The sequence below is a fragment of the Flavobacterium suaedae genome (genome assembly GCF_014642915.1).
GTDB lineage: Bacteria > Bacteroidota > Bacteroidia > Flavobacteriales > Flavobacteriaceae > Flavobacterium > Flavobacterium suaedae.
Genome location: NZ_BMJE01000007.1, coordinates 38,805 through 60,103, shown reverse-complemented (window position 1 = coordinate 60,103; position 21,299 = coordinate 38,805). Strand labels below are relative to the sequence as shown.

24 protein-coding genes are annotated in these 21,299 nt (G+C 37.3%); 10 read left to right on the top strand and 14 right to left on the bottom strand.

The window, feature by feature from the left end:
* Nucleotides 1–41: 41 nt before the first annotated feature.
* Together gdhA and IEW45_RS12690 are read right to left on the bottom strand one after the other, a co-directional pair.
* The gene (gdhA, locus tag IEW45_RS12695) at nt 42–1,385 is read right to left on the bottom strand and encodes an NADP-specific glutamate dehydrogenase (RefSeq protein ID WP_188621637.1); all 1,344 of its coding nucleotides are present in this window, start codon (nt 1,383–1,385) and stop codon (nt 42–44) included.
* A 176-nt stretch (nt 1,386–1,561) separates the two neighbouring features.
* Nucleotides 1,562–2,716: a cystathionine gamma-synthase gene (locus IEW45_RS12690; protein WP_308421060.1), complete on the bottom strand. Its 1,155-nt coding sequence runs from the start codon at nt 2,714–2,716 to the stop codon at nt 1,562–1,564.
* A gap of 88 nt (nt 2,717–2,804) precedes the next feature.
* Here IEW45_RS12690 and IEW45_RS12685 point away from each other — a divergent pair, with 88 nt between their 5' ends.
* The gene (locus IEW45_RS12685) at nt 2,805–3,602 is read left to right on the top strand and encodes a DUF3298 and DUF4163 domain-containing protein (RefSeq protein ID WP_229665949.1); all 798 of its coding nucleotides are present in this window, start codon (nt 2,805–2,807) and stop codon (nt 3,600–3,602) included.
* 80 nt (nt 3,603–3,682) lie between these two features.
* Here the strand turns inward: IEW45_RS12685 and IEW45_RS12680 are convergent, their stop codons facing one another.
* Nucleotides 3,683–3,901, bottom strand: coding sequence for a helix-turn-helix transcriptional regulator (locus IEW45_RS12680; RefSeq protein ID WP_188621635.1), 219 nt, complete (start codon nt 3,899–3,901; stop codon nt 3,683–3,685).
* Nucleotides 3,902–4,144: 243 nt separating this feature from the next.
* On the opposite strand from IEW45_RS12680, the gene IEW45_RS12675 reads away from it, so the two are divergent.
* The 6 genes from IEW45_RS12675 (at nt 4,145) to IEW45_RS12650 (ending at nt 9,959) form a co-directional block, all read left to right on the top strand.
* Nucleotides 4,145–4,843, top strand: a complete 699-nt coding sequence (locus IEW45_RS12675) for a hypothetical protein (RefSeq protein WP_188621634.1) — start codon at nt 4,145–4,147, stop codon at nt 4,841–4,843.
* 23 nt (nt 4,844–4,866) lie between these two features.
* Nucleotides 4,867–5,151: a hypothetical protein gene (locus tag IEW45_RS12670; RefSeq protein WP_188621633.1), complete on the top strand. Its 285-nt coding sequence runs from the start codon at nt 4,867–4,869 to the stop codon at nt 5,149–5,151.
* Between the two features lie 66 nt (nt 5,152–5,217).
* Complete coding sequence (locus IEW45_RS12665; RefSeq protein ID WP_188621632.1) at nt 5,218–5,676, top strand: hypothetical protein; 459 nt, start codon at nt 5,218–5,220, stop codon at nt 5,674–5,676.
* A 27-nt stretch (nt 5,677–5,703) separates the two neighbouring features.
* A complete protein-coding gene (locus tag IEW45_RS12660; RefSeq protein ID WP_188621631.1) occupies nt 5,704–6,168 on the top strand; it encodes a hypothetical protein in 465 nt (154 codons plus the stop codon).
* A gap of 90 nt (nt 6,169–6,258) precedes the next feature.
* The gene (locus IEW45_RS12655; protein ID WP_188621630.1) at nt 6,259–9,117 is read left to right on the top strand and encodes a GH92 family glycosyl hydrolase; all 2,859 of its coding nucleotides are present in this window, start codon (nt 6,259–6,261) and stop codon (nt 9,115–9,117) included.
* 278 nt (nt 9,118–9,395) lie between these two features.
* A complete protein-coding gene (locus tag IEW45_RS12650; protein ID WP_188621629.1) occupies nt 9,396–9,959 on the top strand; it encodes a hypothetical protein in 564 nt (187 codons plus the stop codon).
* 55 nt (nt 9,960–10,014) lie between these two features.
* Here IEW45_RS12650 and IEW45_RS12645 read toward each other — a convergent pair whose 3' ends face one another.
* From IEW45_RS12645 to IEW45_RS12615, 7 genes are all read right to left on the bottom strand, one after another.
* A complete protein-coding gene (locus IEW45_RS12645) occupies nt 10,015–11,025 on the bottom strand; it encodes a TerC/Alx family metal homeostasis membrane protein (protein ID WP_188621628.1) in 1,011 nt (336 codons plus the stop codon).
* A gap of 23 nt (nt 11,026–11,048) precedes the next feature.
* Nucleotides 11,049–12,044 carry an NAD(P)H-dependent glycerol-3-phosphate dehydrogenase gene (locus IEW45_RS12640; RefSeq protein ID WP_188621627.1) on the bottom strand — a complete coding sequence of 332 codons (996 nt, stop codon included), beginning with the start codon at nt 12,042–12,044 and terminating at the stop codon, nt 11,049–11,051.
* Nucleotides 12,045–12,345: 301 nt separating this feature from the next.
* A complete protein-coding gene (locus tag IEW45_RS12635; RefSeq protein WP_188621626.1) occupies nt 12,346–13,506 on the bottom strand; it encodes an iron-containing alcohol dehydrogenase in 1,161 nt (386 codons plus the stop codon).
* A 135-nt stretch (nt 13,507–13,641) separates the two neighbouring features.
* The gene (gene nadD / locus IEW45_RS12630) at nt 13,642–14,223 is read right to left on the bottom strand and encodes a nicotinate (nicotinamide) nucleotide adenylyltransferase (RefSeq protein ID WP_188621625.1); all 582 of its coding nucleotides are present in this window, start codon (nt 14,221–14,223) and stop codon (nt 13,642–13,644) included.
* 31 nt (nt 14,224–14,254) lie between these two features.
* Entirely contained in the window at nt 14,255–14,827 is a 573-nt protein-coding gene (gmk, locus tag IEW45_RS12625) for a guanylate kinase (protein ID WP_188621624.1), read from the bottom strand.
* A gap of 90 nt (nt 14,828–14,917) precedes the next feature.
* Nucleotides 14,918–15,775, bottom strand: a complete 858-nt coding sequence (locus IEW45_RS12620; protein WP_188621623.1) for a YicC/YloC family endoribonuclease — start codon at nt 15,773–15,775, stop codon at nt 14,918–14,920.
* 68 nt (nt 15,776–15,843) lie between these two features.
* Entirely contained in the window at nt 15,844–16,200 is a 357-nt protein-coding gene (locus IEW45_RS12615) for an arsenate reductase family protein (protein ID WP_188621622.1), read from the bottom strand.
* 123 nt (nt 16,201–16,323) lie between these two features.
* Here IEW45_RS12615 and IEW45_RS12610 point away from each other — a divergent pair, with 123 nt between their 5' ends.
* Entirely contained in the window at nt 16,324–16,785 is a 462-nt protein-coding gene (locus IEW45_RS12610; RefSeq protein ID WP_188621621.1) for a DinB family protein, read from the top strand.
* Nucleotides 16,786–16,902: 117 nt separating this feature from the next.
* On the opposite strand, the gene IEW45_RS12605 is transcribed toward IEW45_RS12610, so the two are convergent.
* Nucleotides 16,903–17,310, bottom strand: coding sequence for a hypothetical protein (locus tag IEW45_RS12605; RefSeq protein WP_188621620.1), 408 nt, complete (start codon nt 17,308–17,310; stop codon nt 16,903–16,905).
* A gap of 50 nt (nt 17,311–17,360) precedes the next feature.
* On the opposite strand from IEW45_RS12605, the gene IEW45_RS12600 reads away from it, so the two are divergent.
* Nucleotides 17,361–17,900 carry a copper resistance protein NlpE N-terminal domain-containing protein gene (locus IEW45_RS12600; RefSeq protein ID WP_188621619.1) on the top strand — a complete coding sequence of 180 codons (540 nt, stop codon included), beginning with the start codon at nt 17,361–17,363 and terminating at the stop codon, nt 17,898–17,900.
* A gap of 46 nt (nt 17,901–17,946) precedes the next feature.
* Here the strand turns inward: IEW45_RS12600 and pheS are convergent, their stop codons facing one another.
* Both pheS and IEW45_RS12590 read right to left on the bottom strand, forming a co-directional pair.
* Nucleotides 17,947–18,966: a phenylalanine--tRNA ligase subunit alpha gene (gene pheS, locus IEW45_RS12595; protein WP_188621618.1), complete on the bottom strand. Its 1,020-nt coding sequence runs from the start codon at nt 18,964–18,966 to the stop codon at nt 17,947–17,949.
* An 88-nt stretch (nt 18,967–19,054) separates the two neighbouring features.
* Nucleotides 19,055–19,411 (bottom strand): hypothetical protein, encoded by a 357-nt coding sequence (locus IEW45_RS12590; RefSeq protein WP_188621617.1) that lies wholly within the window; start codon nt 19,409–19,411, stop codon nt 19,055–19,057.
* Between the two features lie 97 nt (nt 19,412–19,508).
* Here IEW45_RS12590 and IEW45_RS12585 point away from each other — a divergent pair, with 97 nt between their 5' ends.
* Nucleotides 19,509–20,135, top strand: coding sequence for a CvpA family protein (locus IEW45_RS12585; RefSeq protein ID WP_188621616.1), 627 nt, complete (start codon nt 19,509–19,511; stop codon nt 20,133–20,135).
* Between the two features lie 395 nt (nt 20,136–20,530).
* On the opposite strand, the gene IEW45_RS12580 is transcribed toward IEW45_RS12585, so the two are convergent.
* Entirely contained in the window at nt 20,531–21,280 is a 750-nt protein-coding gene (locus IEW45_RS12580) for a tetratricopeptide repeat protein (protein ID WP_188621615.1), read from the bottom strand.
* Between the last annotated feature and the right edge of the window lie 19 nt (nt 21,281–21,299).

Genomic DNA, 21,299 nt, shown 5'->3' with positions numbered 1-21,299 from the left:
CGTGAGCTTTTTTTTATATACTATGTTGTACTGTAAAAATACTATACAGCACCTTGTGCAAGCATAGCTTCAGCTACCTTTACAAAGCCTGCTATATTAGCACCTTTCACATAATCTACGTAACCATCTGCATCAGTACCGTGTTCTACACATGCATGGTGAATATCAGCCATAATAGCTTTAAGTTTTTCATCAACTTCTTCTCTTGTCCAGCTAAGACGCAGTGAGTTTTGCGACATTTCCAGTCCTGATGTAGCTACACCACCTGCATTTGATGCTTTACCCGGAGCAAAAAGTATTTTTGCTTCGTGGAAAACAGCAACCGCTTCAGGAGTACAAGGCATGTTTGCTCCTTCTCCTACACATATACAGCCATTAGCCACAAGTGTTTTAGCTTCTTCTTCACTTATTTCATTTTGTGTAGCACATGGTAAAGCTATATCACAAGCTACTTCCCATGGCTCCCCACCATCAGTATATTTAGCATTAGGGTACTTATCTAAATACTCTTTAATTCTTCCTCTGCGCTCATTTTTAATTTCCATGATGTAAGCTAACTTTTCATCATTAAGCCCTTCTTCATCATAAATATAACCTGAAGAGTCACTCATAGTAAGTACTTTACCACCCAGTTGCATTGCTTTTTCTGCTGCATACTGTGCTACGTTACCGGAACCTGATATAACTACTTTTTTACCTACAAGACTCTTTTCTTGTTTTTCAAGCATATTTTTTACAAAATATACACAACCGTAACCGGTAGCTTCAGGACGTATTAACGACCCACCAAAGCTTAAACCTTTACCGGTAAGTACTCCTGTAAACTCGTTACGTAACCTTTTATACTGACCGAACATGTAGCCTACTTCGCGACCTCCTACACCTATATCTCCGGCAGGAACATCCGTATCAGCGCCTATGTGTTTGCTAAGCTCTGTCATAAAACTTTGGCAAAAACGCATTATTTCGTTATCTGATTTTCCTTTAGGGTCAAAGTCCGAACCTCCTTTACCACCACCCATTGGCAGCGTAGTAAGGCTGTTTTTAAACGTTTGCTCGAAAGCAAGGAACTTTAAAATACTAAGGTTTACTGATGGATGGAAACGTAAACCACCTTTATATGGGCCTATAGCCGAGTTCATTTGTATTCTGTATCCTCTGTTCACTTGTATATTACCCTGGTCATCCAGCCAGGTAACACGGAACATTATAACCCTTTCCGGCTCAGCCATACGCTCTAAAAGCATTTTGTTCTGATATCTTGGGTTCTCTTCTATAAACGGTATTATAGTTTCTGCAACTTCATGCACTGCCTGTAAAAACTCAGGTTCATTCTGGTTTTTTTGGGCAACTGCGTCCATAAAAGACTGTACACTTACGCTCATATTTTAAAGAATTTTGTGTTTAAGAAAACGTTTTCGTTGATTACAAAGCAAATATATAGCATTTCTTAATTTCAGCCATATATTTTTATTGATACTTTATTTTAATTCGATTATATTGATAATCCTTTATTTTTCAGCACTTTTACGCCTACAAAAACACGATTAATTTATATTAATTAGCTTAATGCCTTTTCTAAATCTTTAATTAAATCTTCAGCATCTTCTACCCCTACACTCAGGCGCACCATATCATCTGTAATCCCTAAAACTTTTCGGGTTTCTTCCGGTACAGAGGCATGCGTCATTATAGCAGGGTGGTTGGCAAGTGATTCTACTCCTCCAAGTGATTCGGCAAGGGTAAATACTTTTACCTTTTCTAAAAATTTAATAGAGTCTTCTTTCTTACCGGATTTAAATGTAAATGTTACCATACCGCCATAACCATCATGCATTTGCTTTTTAGCAATTTCGTGGTATGGGTGGCTTTCTAACCCAGGATAATATACTCTCTCTACTTTCGGGTGATTTTCAAGATATTCAGCTACTTTTTGCCCATTTTCGCTGTGACGTTGCATGCGCAGGTGTAATGTTTTTATACCACGCAGTACTAAATACGAATCGTTTGGTCCCAGCGTTCCGCCTGTTGCAAACTGTGCAAAGTGTAGTTTTTCGCCAAGCTCTTCGGTTTTAGCTACTAATGCTCCCGCAACCACATCACTGTGCCCTCCTAAATATTTGGTAGCCGAGTGCATTACAATATCAGCACCCAAATCAAGCGGGTTTTGCAGGTATGGTGTAGCAAAAGTGTTATCTACTGCAAAAAGTACATTTTTCTCCTTGGTAAGCTCGGCTATTCTGGCAATATCAGCCAGTTTCATTAACGGGTTTGTTGGTGTTTCTACCCAAACCAGCTTAGTATTTTCGTTAAATAACGATTCTACTTTCTCCAAATCGTTCATATCTACAAAATGGAACTTAATACCGTACTCCGAATATATTTTACTAAACATACGGTATGTACCACCATACAGGTCATCCATAGCAATAACCTCATCGTTTGGCTTTAACAGCTTCATAACGCTGTCTATAGCTGCCAAACCAGATGAAAATGCTAAACCTTTTGCTCCGTTTTCTATACTTGCCAGTGCATCTTCCAGCGCGGTACGCGTTGGGTTTGCCGCACGGCTGTACTCATATCCCTGGTGTATACCGGGGCTGCTTTGTGCAAATGTTGAGGTTTGATAAACGGGGGGCATTACTGCTCCTGTACTCGGGTCCGGCTTTTGTCCGCCATGTATAGTTTTTGTGTTAAATTTCATGTAATTTTGAATTCGTTTGTATTTATTTTAAAAACAAATGTACTGGATTTTGTTTATCCTTGCATAAGGATATCGCCCTTTTACAAAACAATAACATTTTATGATGAAAAGATTTTTACCATTGGTTTTTGCTGCCCTTTTAGTTGTGGCTTGCGGAAAAGATAAAAAAGAAAATGAAGAGCCTGTAATAACTAAAACTGAAGAGGTTGCCCCACTTACTTTTGAGAAAAAGTACTACCAGGAAACCAGTACTATACCATGTAAGGAAGATTGCCCTGTTGTAAAAATTGAAGTGCCGGAAGCCGGCGGAAATAAAAAAGTAGCAAGAGTTATTAACGACTCTGTTTTTAGTAAAGTAAAAGAACTTATTTATTTTGGAGAAAAACCATATAATGCTACTACTTATAGTGAGTTGATGAAATCGTTCATGCAGTCGTACGAAGAGCTGAAAAAAGAATTTCCTGAAGAAACTATGGGATGGGAAGGGACTGTTAAAGGTGATGTTTCATACCGTAGTGATAAGGTTTTAAACATAACCTTGAGCAGCTATGTATATACTGGTGGTGCTCATGGTAACCAAGGCGACTACTCTTTACTGTTTGACCCTAATAACGGGAAGCCTCTTGAATACAGAGACCTTTTTAACGATGTAAATGGTTTTACCGATTATGCAGAGAAAAGATTCCGACAGGAATTTAAAATATCAGAAATGGCACCTATTAATGATGATGGGTTGATGTTTGAAGATGAAAAATTTGCATTGCCAAACAACATCTTTTTTGAAGAAGACGGTTTACTCTTATTTTACAATACTTACGAAATTTCATCGTACGCTGATGGTCCTAAAAAACTAAAACTTTCTTATAAAGATATTGAAGAGTACTTAAAAGTAAAATAAGTAAAGTTATAGCTATAATACATAAAAAGCGGAGCATGATTTTTATAGAATCATACTCCACTTTTTTATTTCTGCCTGTGTTACTTACCCTCTGTTTCAGCTATATTAAAAACTTCCTGAGGTTTTAATTTAAGATAGGAACATATTTTTAAAAAGTTACTTAGTGTTAAGGTCGTTTCACCCCTTTCAATTTTAGCATAGGAACTTTGAGTAAGTTTTAAATACTCTGCAATATTTTCCTGCGATATTTTTTGATTCACCCTTGCTCTCCATAATATGTCGAGAATTTTCTTTTCCATTGTAATTTAAGTTAGATAACCTCAAAAGTAAATAGAAAGCGTTAATATTTATGTTAAATAGTTGTCATTTAACACACAAATTAAAATAGTCACTAAGCAACTAAAATAGTCTTTAAAGTAATTACAACCTGCTAAATTATTATATAATATTGCTCCCGAATAAGCCGGCTTTTACAGAACCACTTGTTTAATTGTGCACAAAAAACAGGTTGAAATTTATTCACTAAAAAATTTACTTTTATTATGAAAAATGTATTTAGAAACGTAAGCATTTTTTTTATTGCTTCGCTATTATTAGTAGCCTGTAGCGATGATGACGCTAAAACAAGCGAAAGTCAGACAGAAACAAGTATTGTGTTAAAGGGAAACCCGCAATCTAATTTAGAAATTTATTACCATGAAATGCTGGAATCTCAAAGCTATAAGGATTTTGATTTGAAAATGAAGGTCTTTGTAGATAATCTACATGCGGAAGAATATGACTTATACACTTTAGAAGATCAGGAAGGATTAAAAAAATGGTTAAGAGAAAATATCTCTACAACAACTTTTATTGATTATCCTGATGCAGAAAAACAACTTGACGAATTAGAAACAAGTTACCTTGCCGTTTTTAGTGAAAATGAAAACTTTTTTAAAGAAACAGTTGATAACCCTGACTTTAGGGAACAACTTATAGGGGTAATAGGTAGTCCTTTTAATCCTATAGATACCCCTCCTGTAACACCTTATGACAACTGCGTTTTTGAATGTATTAATGATGCTGTTGCCTGCGACAGATCTGCAAGAAGTAATTATGCGGCAGGGATAGGTGCAAGCGGTGTATCGTCATTCTTCAATCCTATTATTGCTGCGGCTGCGGCTGTATATGCTACAGTGGTGTATAACAATGCTCAAAGAACTTGCGTAAGAGCCTTAAACAGGTGTAAAAATGCTTGTTAAACAAGCTTTATAAACTTATAACTATGAAAACTATACTACAAGTTATAAAAGCATTACTTATTGTTGTTATAGCTTTTACATTATTATTTCCTCACATGGATAATAGCATAGCCGTTGTGAAACGTATAAATACATTTGGGTTGTTTAACCTTTTCCTGCTGTTAGTAATACCACTGCTGGTGTCTTATTTAGCACTTCTCTATTTTAACGATAAGGAAAGTTTTAAAAGAAAATACCCAAAAGAAAATTTACTAATCCACCTCGGCACAATAGTAGTTATAGCCTTAATGATTTATAAGTTAATGTAACACATACAAGCCCTGCAAAACGCAGGGCTTTATTTTTATTATATTAGCTGAAATTACAGCAACACAATGAAAGTGAAACAAAAAGCATATTTATATATTTTCTCTTTGGCTATTATAATTCTTTTAAGTGGATGCCATAAAAAAGATAAGGTTTCTATGGAAGCTTATTATGAGGAAACTGAGTTTGACTATATTATTAGAATTGTTGATCATGATGAAATAAAATATTTTTCAATTGAAAGTAATCAAAAAGATATTTCTGTTTTAAAATATGATAATCATACTTCAGGTGACAAGAGTAACCTTAAATTGAGTCCAAATGAAATTGACAACTTTATTAAAGCCTTTAAAAAACAAATGAACTTTGATAATGCATATAGTACACAATATACAGAAGACAACAAGTCCAGTATAGCTTTTTATTTATATTATGGGGCTGATATGTTAGAAATTACATACAAAGGGATGAAAACAGAAGATTTACCAATTGAAATAAAAAATAGCATTCTGAAATTTAAAGAATAAAAAATGTTAGTTAAAACCTTTTAACCAATGAAATTTAAAGTACACACAGCATTATCAATACTATTCATTTTATTTCTCTTTTCGGGCTGTAAGCAAGGTTCAAATCAACTTGAGAATAAAATTGAGAAAAGTTATGAAGTAGGTTATTTCAATTATAACTGCATTGCAAAAATGGTAGTATTTGATAATAATGATACTATTTACCTTTATACAAATCAAAAAAACAGCAAAATTAAAGCAGAAGAGGCAACACTTTCTGCAATAAAAAAACTGGTTAGTGATGATCTGCAGCCTAAAAGCCTATTAGTAAAAAGACCTCGATTTACAGATAGTGGTCAACTAGTATTAAGTATTGGTTGTGGTAATAATAAAATAAAATCTACCAGACACGGTGTTGATAACGACATACGAGTTTCCGAAAACTTTTCAAGCCTTTTAAGGTTACTAAACAAAAAGCATAAAAATATATACGACCAGTTTATAATTAAATAAAAGCTATTCTTACCATCTGCTACCATAACCGGAAAGCCTGATATATACTGTAATGCTTTTTATTATCTTAGCTGAAATTACAGCAACACAATGAAAAAGCTACTATTTCTGCTCGTTATATTAAGTACGTTTACCCTTTCTGCACAAAAATATGCTAAGCATGTAAACCCGTTTATTGGTACAGGCGGGCACGGGCATACCTTCCCCGGTGCTACCGTACCTTACGGTATGGTACAACTAAGCCCCGATACCCGTATAGACGGTAGTTGGGACGGGTGTAGTGGTTACCATTATTCGGACAATGTTATTTACGGTTTTTCGCATACGCACCTCAACGGAACAGGCGTATCGGACTACGGCGATATTATGCTGATGCCTACTATGGGTGAACCCAATCTGGATAAAGAAGCCTACTCATCAACCTTTTCACATGATAATGAGACCGCTTCGGCTGGGTATTACGCTGTACAACTCGATGATGATAATATTAAAGTAGAGCTTACCACTACACCACGTGTGGGTATGCATCAATATACGTTTAGCAAAGCAGGACAGGCAAATATTATTCTCGACCTTAATCACCGCGACGACTTGCTTATGGGCGAAGTTCGCATTATAGACAGCAAAACTATAGAAGTACTGCGACGTAGCGAAGCATGGGCACGCAACCAGTACGTTTATGCCAGTATAGAATTCAGCAAGCCCATGACGGTTACTGGGGTTAACAATAACGCTTTTGCACCCGCTAAAACTACCGATCCTTTTTTTGCAGGCTCACTACTCGCCATCAGTTTTAGTACCGAGGTTAAAAAGAATGAAAAGCTAAAAATAAAAGTAGCCCTGTCCCCTACAGGCTATGAAGGTGCAGCCAAAAATATGGAGGCTGAACTACGCCGATGGAATTTTAAAAGAACAAAACGAGCTGCCGAAAAACTTTGGAATAAAGAGCTTTCTAAAATAGAAGTAACTTCATCTGATAAGGATAAACTGGCGATTTTCTACACTGCACTATACCACACCATGATGCAGCCTAATATTGCTATGGATGTAGATGGTAAATACCGTGGCAGAGATAACGAAATACACACTGCCGAAGGCTTTGATTACTACACTGTATTCTCCCTTTGGGATACCTTTAGAGCAGCTCACCCGTTGTATACGCTTATCGATAAAAAACGTACGGCGGATTACATCAATACATTCATTAAACAGTATGAACAGGGCGGACGACTGCCTGTTTGGGAACTTGCCAGTAATGAAACCGACTGTATGATAGGCTATCACTCCGTTTCGGTAATTGCTGATGCTATGGCAAAAGATATACAAGGTTTCGACTACCAAAAAGCCTTTGAAGCTGCCCGACATAGTGCTATGCTTAATCACTTTGGGCTAGAGGCTTATAAGTTTCAGGGATTCATCAGTATAGATGATGAGCACGAAAGTGTATCGAAAACACTGGAATATGCTTATGACGATTGGTGTATTGCACAAATGGCATTACTACTGGGCGAAATCAATGATTACAAATTGTTTATGAGTCGTTCGCAATACTGGAAAAACATATTTGACCCTGAAACCAAACATATGCGTCCTAAAAAGAATGGCGGATGGGACAAGCCTTTTGACCCGCGTGAGGTAAACAACAACTTTACCGAAGGCAATAGCTGGCAGTATAGCTTTTTTGTACCGCAGGATATTCCGGGAATGATTGAAGCCTACGACGGTGAGGAAGCCTTTGAAGCCAAACTGGACGAGATGTTTAATGCCGCAAGCCAAACCACAGGACGCGATCAGGCAGATGTTACGGGGTTGATAGGGCAATATGCGCATGGTAATGAACCAAGTCACCACATGGCTTACTTATATAACTATGTAGACAAGCCCGAAAAAACAAAAGAGAAAGTACACTACATTCTCAATAATTTTTATAAAAATAGCCCTGACGGGTTAATTGGTAATGAGGATTGCGGGCAAATGAGTGCGTGGTATGTACTGAGCAGTATGGGTATATACTCCGTCACACCGGGTAAACAAGGTTGGAGTACCACGACACCCTATTTTGATAAGGCTGTTATCCACCTTGAAAATGGTAGTAATCAGGTTATCACTCCTAAAACAAGTAAGAGCACACTTGCAGCCATAAATACAAACTATATAAAAGACAGTAAAACGGTAAGCGACACTATACAAAACTTATATAAAGACATAGTTGTTGTACCTGTTATTGAAGCAGGAGGAAAATCGTTTAAAGATAGTATGACTGTAGCTATGAATGCGCCTTTCGGAGCGGACAAGATGTATTATATTATCAATACCCCATCTAACGAAAATGAAAGCCGAATGTTTCAGGAGTATACAGCTCCTTTTAAAATTGCCGAAACCTGTGAAATACGTGCTTATGCCGAAAAGGACAGAATAATGAGCCATGTAATTACAGCTAACTTTATAAAAAAGCCGAATGACTATACTATTGAGATAAAATCAAAGTACAATTCGCAATATACGGCAGGTGGTCCTGAAGGATTACTGGATGGGATATACGGCACTGAAAACTGGCGTAAAGGCGACTGGCAGGGTTACCAAAATCAGGATTTTGAAGCGGTGGTTGATTTACAAGAAGAAAAACCTATTACAAATATTGGTGCTCGCTTTTTACAAGATACCCGTTCATGGATTTTAATGCCTACCAAAGTGGAGTTTTATGCATCTACCGATAATAAAAACTTTACGCTGATTGGCACGGTTGAAAATACTGTTAACCCTAAAAACTATACCTCACAAATACAAACACTGGAAACCGCTGTAAAAAGCACCAAGGAAAATGAAAGTGATGAGGTTACCGCACGCTATATAAAAGTAAAAGCCTATAACTATGGTACATTACCGGAATGGCATCAGGGTAAAGGCGGTGAAGCATTTATTTTTATTGATGAAATAATAGTGGAATAGTCTTAAAGTTGAAAGTTTATAAAGTAGTAAAGTCCCAATAGGCAGCCACAATACTGCGACCGAATACTGTTTACATACTTAAGCATGAGGGCAAAAACCCGCAACACGAACCCTGTAGCCCTTAAAAAGATTGTTTCGTCGTACCTCCTCGAAATGACGAAACCCTTATATTTATAATCGTTGACACACTGTCATTGCGAGCGCAGTGCAACGGAGCGCGGCAATCTTTAAAATTAGTAGTTAGGCAAAAGCATTAATGAAGTAATCCTAAAAAAGAAATGAGAAGAATATACACTTTTATTATTCTGATACTGATAGCAGTAAACACTTATTCTCAAACAGCAAAACCAAATACAGCAACCATAGATAAGGTTAAAACCAATGCTGGTAAAGCTTTCATTGAAGAAAACATTATTGGTTACTGGAAATTTGAAAAACTAACTACTCCCGAAGGAGAAGAGATAAATACACAAACAATAACACTTGGGAACTCTGTTCAGACTAGAATAAAACCAAATCGTCCATCATTAGAATTCAAAAAATCTAAGAGCGCCAGAATTTTTAACCTTGATGAAAGTGTTGATGAAGGTAAATGGAAGTATAATGAAAAAGAAAAAGTGTTAGTTTTTATTTACAACGAAACGCAATACAGCCCTCCCCCAGATAAGATGTCTCCTGAATTACTTAAAAAAGCTAAAGAACAAGGTCTTGTAGTAGAATATTCGGAAACCGGTTGGGAGATACATAAAATAACTAATGATACATTAATTATTATATCTCATCTACCTCATAATGAGCATGAGTTTAAATACAACTTAGCTGTCTACAAAAAAGTAGAGTAAAAATTATAGTTAATTAGGCAAAAGGCAATACTAGCTCGTAACTCAAAACACGAAACTATTTCTCCTCTTCCAGTTCCTCTTTAGGCTCATCATGTTCGGCAGGGAACATAAACGAAATTATTACTGAAATAACGAGTATTCCGCCCACTATCATTAACGATATAGGAGAAGGGATATGGAAAAACGGCCCTATAAGCATTTTAGTGCCTATAAAAATTAAAATGATAGCCAGCCCATAGTGCAATTTGCTGAACATATACATAAAGTTAGCCAGCAAAAAGTATAAAGCCCTTAACCCCAGAATAGCAAATATATTCGATGTATACAGTATAAAAGGATCGTCAGGAGCTATGGCAAATATGGCAGGGATAGAATCTACCGCAAAAATAAGGTCGGTAAACTCAATAACAGCCACTACTACCAGTAATGGTGTAGCTATACGCTTCCCTTCTCTGATGATGAAAAACTTATCGCCTTCAAAGTCTTTGGTTACTTTAAACAGCTTATAAATCAGCTTTGCACCGGGACTGTTGGAAAAATCTTTGTCTTCTTCGCTTTCTTCGTGTGCCGACCATGATTTTATACCTGCAATAAACAGGAACAGCCCGAATATGGTAAGTACTACATTTATACTCACTGTTACACCGAAAAGTTCCATATCCGGCAGGTATGTAGCTTTTATAAGCTCTACCCCTGTAAATATAAATATAGCCCGGAAAACAAGCGCACCTATAATACCCCAAAACAGTACTTTATGATGGAGTTTTTTGGGTACTTTAAAAAACTTGAAAACCAGTATAAATACAAAAAGGTTGTCTACTGAAAGGGCTTTTTCTATCCAGTAGGCACTCTGGAACTGGGTAAACTGCTCCCAGCCTACCATATAATAGATTACACCACTGAATATCATAGAAAGTGATATCCATACTATAGACCATATTAAAGCTTCTTTATTGGAAACTATATGACTGTTTTTATTAAACACCCCAAGGTCCAGCAACAACATTATAATAACAACAATCGAAAATCCGGCTATTAAACCGGGGTGGTTAATCAAGTGATCCATTTCTATTCTATGTAATGTGTGTATTAATCAAGTTTTTCCGTTAGCTTTTTAAATACATTTTTAGCATCCTTACCGTCATATAGTATACTGTAAACCGCATCTATAATCGGAGTTTTGGCTTTATGTTCCTGGTTAATGGTATAAGCACTTTTAGTGGCATAATAGCCTTCGGCAACCATACTCATTTCCATCATGGCTGATTTCACTGTGTACCCCTTGCCAATCATGTTACCAAACATACGGTTACGCGAAAAAGTAGAATAGCCTGTTACCAAAAGGTCGCCCAAGTATGCCGAGTTATTAATATTACGCTTCATTTTATGCACTTTACGGATAAACTTCTTCATTTCGCGTATGGCATTACTCATAAGCAGTGCCTGGAAGTTATCACCATAGCCTAAGCCATGTGCTATACCGGCAGCAATAGCATAAATATTTTTAAGCATTGCGGCATATTCCGTACCTACAATATCATCAGATATTTTTGTATTTATATAGTGGCTGTTTAGGTGTTTACCCATTATTTTAGCCTTCTTATCATCGCCACAGGCAATGGTAAGGTAAGACAGACGCTCCAGTGCTACTTCCTCCGCATGGCAAGGTCCTGTAATTACTCCAAAGTTTTCGTAAGGAATATTAAACTTCTGGTGGAAGTGCTCGCCTACAATAAGACTTGTTTCGGGAACTATACCTTTTATGGCGGAAAATATTACTTTTCCTTCAAGGCTTTCAGTAAGGTCTTTTAACTCTGTAGCTAAAAATGCTGAAGGAATAACAAATATTATATAATCAGCATAAGCCACCGCTTCGTTAATATCGTTGGTTAGCTTTAACTGTTTGGTATCAAATTCTACCGAACTTAAATAGTTGGGGTTGTGCTTTTGGAGCTTTATATGTTCTATAGCATAGGTGTTGCGCATGTACCAGGCAATTTCGTCTACATTGTCGCAAAGCATTTTTGCAATAGCAGTTGCCCAGCTTCCGCCACCTATTACAGCGAACTTAGGATGTTCATTCATCTTTTTGTTTGTCGTTTTGAATGCCAAAAATACTCAAAATTTACAGGATGTGCCAAAAGCAATCGTTTTCATTAACAGCCATAAGTTACTATAAAAGATGCACACTTAAAAAGATTAACATATAATTAAGACTACTACGGCAATTTACATTATATCACCGGCGTTATCATATAGAATTTTGCCTGGTGCAGAATGATTACAAGGTTAGTTAAATTTTTTGTTTTTGGTGTTTTAAAGAGCATACCCGGCGTTACAGCCGGGCATGCTTTTTTCTTTTTATTAAATAATCCTTCCTGTATTATTAATAGCTAAGTTCTACAATATCTCTTACTTTCTCCGGAGTTATGTTTTGTTTTTCGCCAAGTGCTTTCCAGCCTCTTTCTTCAAAACGTTTTACGATAAAATCGGCTGTTTTTTCATACTCAGGCGTATAGTTAGACAACTTAGTATCCATACCCATAGTGTGGAAAAACTGAACCGTTTTTTCTATAGCCTCAAGTGCTCCTTGTTCAATAGTATCGGCATTTATATTCCAAACACGTTGCCCGTATTGCGCCAGTTTATCTTTTTTACTATCAAACATTACACGGTATAGGTTTGGTCCTACAATAGCCAGTGTACGTGCGTGGTCTATTTCGTACAGAGCTGTAAGTTCGTGCCCTATCATGTGGGTAGCCCAGTCAGTAGGGACACCTTTTTGTATAAGCCCGTTAAGCGCCATTGTACAGCTCCACATAAGGTTGGCTGCCATTTCGTAATTTGATGGGTCTTTAGCTACTTTAGGTCCTATTTCCACAAGGGTTTGCAGTATACCCTCGGCAATTCTGTCTTGCAGTATTGCATCATGCGGATAGGTTAGGTATTGCTCCATTACGTGAGTAAAAGCATCTATAACACCATTTTGCACTTGACGCGTAGGAAGGCTTGCCACTACCGTAGGGTCGCATATTGAAAACTGTGGGAATAAAGCAGGGCCGCCAAAAGGCAGCTTTTCCTGTGTTTCCTCGATAGTTACTACAGAACCTGAGTTCATTTCGCTACCAGTTGCGGGTAAGGTTAGTACTGTACCAAAAGGCACTGTGTTTTCTTCTATTCGAAGCCTTTTATGAAGTATTTCTTTGGTATCGCCTTCAAATTTAACCGCAGCCGAAATAAATTTTACACCATCGATAACGGAACCGCCACCAACAGCCAGTATAAAATCGATATTCTTTTCGCGTACAATTTCTACAGCTTTCATCAGGGTTTCGTAACGCGGGTTAGGTTCTATACCCTTAAACTCGGTTACTTCATGTCCTTCCAGTGCTGTACTTACCTGTTCGTAAATACCATTTTTAAAAATACTTCCTCCTCCGTAAGCCATTAATACTTTAGCTCCTTCGGGAATTAGTTTAGAAATTTTAGCAATTTGCCCCCTACCAAAAACAAGGTTTACGGGGTTATAATATTCAAAATTAAGCATAAAAGTAAAGTTTGCGCAAAGGTATAAATTATACACCTGTGCAGGTTGTAACATAATGTTAAGAAATACTGCAAACCACACTGTTATAAATTTAAAACAGTGCTTTTTACATTCTTTCCGAAAGATAGTATTTTCTTACTTTTTATAAAAAAGGTTGTGGTCTATATATTCCCAAACTTTTAAAGGCAGTAATGGCTTTATATTTTTACCTTCTTTAACATTATCTCTGATAAAAGTAGATGATATTTCTATTACAGGTGCGCCAACATAATGCACTTTAGGGTGCGATGCTAACTCTTCCGACGGTTTCCTGTCGCTTATGCGCGGGTAAACGTAAATATCATGGTTTTGTAAAAGTACTTCGTAGTTTTTCCATTTGTGCAGCGAACAAAGGTTATCCTCGCCCATTATAAGGGCAAAATCGTGCATGGGGTACTTTTCATACAGGTGTACCAGTGTGTTTACAGTGTAATTAGGCTGCGGCAGGCTAAACTCAATATCCGAAGGGCGGATATTATCATATTCTTCTGTTGCTAAATGTACCATTTCAAGGCGGTGGCGGTCATCCAGCAGGGAACTTTTCTTTTTGTGCGGGTTGTGTGGTGTTACCACCATCCAAACCTGATCTAAATCGGTATGCTCTGCAATGTGGTTTGCAATGATAAGGTGACCAATGTGTACAGGATTAAATGTCCCAAAGTAAAGCCCTATTTTCATAACTAATTACTATATCCTTTTTTTGGTTTGCCTATTTTTTTATAAAATCTTTTACCAAGTTATAGGCTTCTTCTTTAGCCGTATCAAGGTCATAATTTTTTATAACGGTATCAAACTGCGGTGCAGTAGCAAGCTCTACCGATGCTTTTGCGATACGCATGTTTATTTTATCATCACTCTCGGTACTGCGTTTTTTAAGGCGTATTTTAAGTTCATCAATACTTGGTGGTTTTACAAAAACGGCAAGGGTTTCTTCGGGGAACTTCTTTTTTATACGAAGCCCGCCTGCTACATCAATATCAAAAATTACATTTTTGCCTTTTGCCCAAATACGCTCTACTTCGCTTTTCAGGGTTCCGTAAAAGTTATCACGGTATACTTCTTCCCACTCTACAAAGTCTTCTGCCTTTATATGTTTTTTAAATTCTTCTGTCGACATAAAATAGTAGTCCTTCCCGTGTTTTTCCTCTCCTCTTGGCTCTCGTGTTGCTGCCGAGATAGAAAACTCTAAATCCAGTTCTTCCTTACCCAGTAAGTGCCTTACTATGGTAGTTTTACCTGAACCTGACGGGGCTGAGAATACTATTAGCTTTCCTTTTTTCATTCTGTTATTATTGTGTTGTTGTTCCCCGCCCCAATAGTTAAAAACTTGGGTAACGGGTGGTTTAGCTGTATATTGTTATGCTTGTTGTTTTTATAAAACGTTTAGTACCTGCTCTTTTATTTTTTCGAGCTCATCCTTCATTTGTACTACCAGTTTTTGCATTTGGGCATGGTTGGCTTTAGAGCCCATAGTGTTTATTTCGCGCCCCATTTCCTGAGTAATAAAACCCAGCTTACGTCCGTTTGCCTGGTTACCTGCTAACGTTTCTGTAAAGTAGCTCAGGTGGTTTTCCAAGCGTACTTTTTCTTCGGTAACATCCATTTTTTCCAAATAGTAAATAAGCTCCTGCTCAAAGCGATTTTCATCTATATTTACCTGTAGCTCTTCTATAGCGGTACTAAGCCTTTTCTTTACGTTTTCTATACGTTCTTCTTCATACGCTACTGTTTCGGCAAGTAGTGTGCGTATGTTTTCTATACGCGTTGTAAACTCTTTTTCCAGTGCTTTACCTTCCGATACTCTGAACTCTGCAATATTTTCAAGTGCTTCGTTTATTACCTTTTGCATTTGTGCCCAGTCTTCTTCATCTATTTCCTCGCGTTCGGTTTTAAGAGCATCCGGCATACGCACTGCCATTTTAAGCAGTTCGGTTTCATCGCCGTCTACCACCTCACGTAACTGGCTAATGTAAGTTTTTACTATAGGCACATTTACTTTAGATGAGGTTTCTTCTCCTGTAACCTCTACATATATAGAAAAGTCTACCTTACCTCTTTCCAGCTTTTGGGCTATCTGATTACGTAGTTTTAATTCCATTTCGCGAAAAGCAGAAGGCATACGTACGTTTAAGTCTAAACCTTTGCTGTTAAGCGATTTTATCTCTACCGTAACTTTTTTATTGGGTAATTGTATAGAGGCTTTACCAAAGCCCGTCATAGATTGTATCATGGAAAAAATTTAAAGGCACAAAGTTAAAAATTTTTACCATTTACAGCATTTAACTTTATATATACCTGTTACTTACTGCTTAAATACTTTATTGCTGCGTGTACCGTAGCTTTACTGTTGCCTACAAAAATGGTTTCGCCATCTATAATAACAGGGCGGCTTAAAAAAGTGTAATGCTCTAAAATAAGGCTTTTAAAGTCGTCCTCAGTAAGTGCTACATCCTTTAGCCCGCGTTGTTTGTATAGTGTTGCCCTACGGCTGAATAACGCCTCGTAACTCCCCGCTAAACGTTTCATTTCTTCAAGTTGCTCTTCGGTAACAGGGTCTTTTTTAATATCCTGTAAGGTATAGCCCTCAATGTTTTTTAGCTCGCGTAATATCCTTTTGCAGGTATCGCAAGTCTTCAAGTAAAAAATAATTTTCATGTTTTTGTGTTGTGTTTCTTGTGTGTTTTTCCCTAAAATCGGCATAAAGATAAGGTTTTTATATGGCGGACGTTACCCGTACTCTGTACAAAAAACCTTATTTTTACATAAAATTACTTACCAATGAAACGTACATTTAGCATTACCCGAAAAAGCAGAGAAATACTGCTTAATTACTTAAATAATTACTCTTTAGAACAGCTTAATAAAATACCGGAAGGCTTTAATAATAATTTATACTGGAATATTGCCCATGTAGTGGTAAGCCAACAACGCCTGGTATATGCACTTTCGGGTAAGCCTGAAGAAATGCTGGTAAGCGACGAACTTGTAAAAAGCTATATGAAAGGTACGCGACCAATGCGCGATGTTACAGCGGAAGAGGTAACAGAACTTAAAAAGCTTTTATTTACTACCATTGATAAAACTGAGGAAGATTATAACAACGGTATGTTTGAACATTTTAAAGAATATACTACCGAGTTTGGTTATACGCTACACTCTGTAGAAGAAGGTATGGAGTTTAACAACTACCACGAAGGGGTACATTTAGGGAGTATGCTGGGCATAAGGAAGTTTGTGTAATATATATTACAAAGTCATTGCGAGAAGGTACGACGAAGCAATCTAACTAAACAGAAGTAAGTATCGTTAAATAGAGATTACTTCGTCATGCATCCTTGTAATGACAAGTGGTAATGCTTACTTAAGCAAAATACCTTCTTTATGAATTACAGGCAATAGCTTTGTATTATCGTCATTAATAGTATTCGCACGGAATACATAATTTTTATCGTACAGGGTGTTGCCTATAAAATAGGTTACCATAAAGCTGTTATTAAGCTGTAGCACACTATCCTCTATCATTTCTATGCGTACGGCAGTATCAGGTTCTACCTTTACAAAAGCATGGCGAAGCATAGAGGTTTTCTTTTCCTCTCCGTTTATTTCGCCCTTTGCACTGGAAACTATTATTGCTGTTTCCAAAACATCTTTACTATCGTTAATAAGGTAGGCATACCAGGTATTTTGCATAAAATCATCATTCCACTCCTTCATGGCTGCTACATATACTCCCTCAACAGGAGGGATATGAATATCTTTTTTCATATTTTTATATACTGTTTTTTAATAAGAATAAAACCAACCCAATAATAAAAATGAAGTTACCACATAAAATAATAACCCTATTAGCCATTATTGCATTTAGTTACGGATGCAAAAATAACGCAGATAATGAAGAAACCGAAATAACTACGGAACAAGTTAATACGGATGTAACTGATACTACCGACTTAGAGCCTCAGTCGCCACAAAATATACTTGCTCCTACCGCAGAAGAAATAAAAAAAAGCACCAAGTTTGCTGATTGGACAGGGAAATATACAGGTAACCTGCCCTGTGGCGAAGGGTGTGAAGGAATTAGGACAGCTATTTACCTGGCAGCAGACAGTACTTATACTCTGAGTCAGACTATTGCTCCAGTAAAAAATAAACCGACAAGAACTAAACGATATAAGGGCAATATTGTTTGGAATAAACAGCGTGATACTATTGTGCTGGATACCAATGGCACTGCATTACGCTTTAAAGTAATGGAGGGTATGCTGAAAAGAGTAGAAAAAAATGAAGGTGAAAGCAGTATTACCGATAAGCCTGATAAACGATATTTTTTACAGAAAGAAAAATTGCAAGAATAAAGAAAGCCCTGCATTGCAGGGCTTTTGTTTTATATGTCTTTATAAATTAAATAGACGATTTAAACTGTTCTAAGAAACGAACATCGTTTTCATAGAACATACGGATGTCGCCAATTTGGTGTAACAGCATAGCAATACGCTCTACCCCCATACCAAAAGCAAATCCGGTATATTTAGTTTCATCTATACCGCAGTTTTTAAGTACGTTAGGGTCTACCATACCACAACCACCTATTTCCAGCCAGCCTGTACCTTTGGTAATACGGTAATCGGTTTCCGTTTTAAGTCCCCAGTAAATATCAAGCTCTGCACTTGGTTCTGTAAACGGGAAGTAACTCGGGCGTAAACGTATTTTACTTTTACCGAACATTTCTTTCGTGAAATATAAAAGCGTTTGTTTTAAATCTGCAAAAGAAACATCAGTATCTACATACAAACCTTCAATTTGGTGAAAAATACAGTGCGAACGTGCCGATATAGCCTCGTTACGGAACACTCTACCCGGAGATATCGTACGGATAGGCGGTTTGTTTTCCTCCATATAACGCACCTGTACTGATGAGGTATGCGTACGCAATAACACATCAGGATTGGTTTGAATAAAGAAGGTATCCTGCATATCGCGCGCCGGATGGTATTCCGGTAAGTTTAGCGCAGTAAAGTTATGCCAGTCGTCCTCAATTTCCGGACCTTCGGATACGTTAAAACCAATATTTGAAAATATATCAATTATCTGATTTTTAACAAGCGATATAGGGTGACGCGAACCTAAAGTAAACGGTTCTCCAGGGCGTGTAAGGTCACCATACACTCCTTTAGATTCCTCTTTACTTTCTAATGCTTCCTGTATAGACGTTACTTTTTCTTCAGCAGTTTTTTTAAGCTGGTTTACTACCTGCCCAAAATCTTTTTTCTGCTCTTTCGGTACACTCTTAAACTCAGCAAAAAAGCCATTTAATATACCTTTTTTACCTAAATATTTAATCCTGAACGCTTCCAGTTCGTCTTTACTCTCGGTTGTAAAAGCTGCTGCCTCCGCAATATGCGCTTTAATATCTTCTATCATTGTCAATTAATGGTAATGAAGTGCAAATTTAGGTATTTTAAAAATGGTATGCCACCTATTTATTTGCTATAATTTTGTAACTTTTTGTTTACTCTATAACACCTTTTTCTATAAAATAATCTACTATAGCACCTTTCATTAATATAGACTGCTCTCCCGCTTTAAGCGATGGTAATTGTTCCTTTACTTTATAATGTGGCCAGCCGTCTGCATCAAAATAATCAAATTCATAATAGCCGTACGGCTCTAACAGCCTGCAAATGGCTATATGCATTAAGTTTACTTTATCGTCTTTTTTAAATCGGCGTTTAAATTTTCCTAATTCCTGTACGCCTATAAGGTATATAATAGCATCAAGGTCAAGCGTATCGCCATCGGCAAACTTATCCGACAATATAGTTACCACCTGCTCCCACCGTTCTTTTAATTGTTCGTCTCTGGACATGTTTAATATTTATCGCGCAAAGATAATGAGTTGAAATTTAAAACCCCATCGCTTTTATTTTTTTGGATAATTGCACGGGAGGGTTAACTTTGCCTTTATGGCTGTTATGGACATTATTATTGGCGGGTTTTTACTCTACGGGTTTATTCGTGGAGTGTTAAAAGGGCTTTTTACCGAACTGGCGACACTGCTGTCGCTACTGCTGGGTTTATATGCTGCCATAAAATTTTCGGGCTATGTGGGTGGTACGCTAAGCCGTAACCTGCACTGGAACGAAACTACCATAAAAATCACGGCTTTTATTATCACTTTTGCAGCAGCGGTTTTACTGGTTATTTTTTTAGGTAAGTTTTTTACCAAACTGGCTAAGTATGCCATGATGGGTTGGCTGAATAAACTGTTGGGCGGTGTTTTCGGGCTTTTAAAGTGGGCAGTAATTATTAGTATACTGCTGCATATATTTATAAGAGTAAACTTTAACTACAGTATTGCCGATAAAAAATCGCTGGACGAATCTATCTTTTTTTACCCGATGTTAAAAGTTTCAAGTACTATTTACCCAACACTTACAGAGTGGTTTAGTGATCTTAAAGAAGGTACGGATATTAACTTGGATGAGTACAGTCCTGATGAAGATCCTTCTGAAAACAACGAGGAAGAACAGGATACTTTACCCGAAGAAGAGAACAATAACTTTATTGAAGGGTTAAACAGGAGTATTTAAGTTTCCGTCCGCCATTGCGAGCGCAGTGCAACGGAGCGTGGCAATCTTCAAGTCAAGTAATTTAGGAATTAGCCAATAGGTACTAGTAATTGAAAAGCGACTATAAAAAGATTACTTCGTCGTGCCTCCTCGTAATGACAAAACCTATCCTTATACTCTAAATAACTAACATAATATCATTGCGAGTGTAGTGCAATGGAGCGTGGCAATCTTAAAGTCAAGTAATTTAGGAGTTAGCCAATAGGCATTAGTAATTGAAAAGCGACTATAAAAAGATTTTGCTTCGTCGTGACTCCTCGTAATGACGAAGTGTATAGGTCTAGCAACTTAGGACATCAGACCACCCAACATCCAACTTTAAAACTTTATGACTTTCGACTTTATAGACTTTAAGACTACTTAAGCTCCTTAATAGCATCTCTCTCAATCCAGCCTTCGCTATCGTCTTCCAGTTCTATTTTTTTGTAATTGCCCAGTGTTTCCTGTACAAATACCTTTGTACCCTCATGCAAAATAAAAGCATCAGGAGCATTGTCGTTCGGTTCACTTTTTACGGAAACTACTTCGCTAAACACAATGGCAGGGCGTAGTTTCTCCCCTTCTGACTTTACAAACATTGCCGAAAGCACGCATACTACAATACCCAGCAATGCCACTACCATTCCGCCGAAAAATACTCTTTTCAGCAATGTAGTGCCTGCAAAATAGTACCCTACAAAAAACAATAAAACCAAAACAGCACCCGCTATTGCTGCCCATGCCCACGTATTGTAATGGTATGCTCCTGTAAAATTGTACAGTATTTTACTAAAGCCTACCTGTGGTACAGCTTCAATATGGTCTATAGTCATTTTTTGGGCGTAGCCAAGGTTTATTTTAGTGTCTTTATCATTTGGTTTTAGCAGTAACGATTTTTCGTAATTATATATGGCAGGGGCTACCTCATCCATTTTGTAATAGGCATTACCCAGGTTGAAATACAACTCTGCCGACTCCTCGCCTCCTTTAAGTATATCCTCGTAACCTTTGGCAGCCTGAGCATATTTACCTTCTTGGTACAGCTTGTTAGCTTCCTTAAAAGCCTGCTGCCCCCAGGTAACTTGGCTTAGCAATACAACAGTAACTATATACAGTAACTTTTTCATGGTTATTAGTACTATGCTT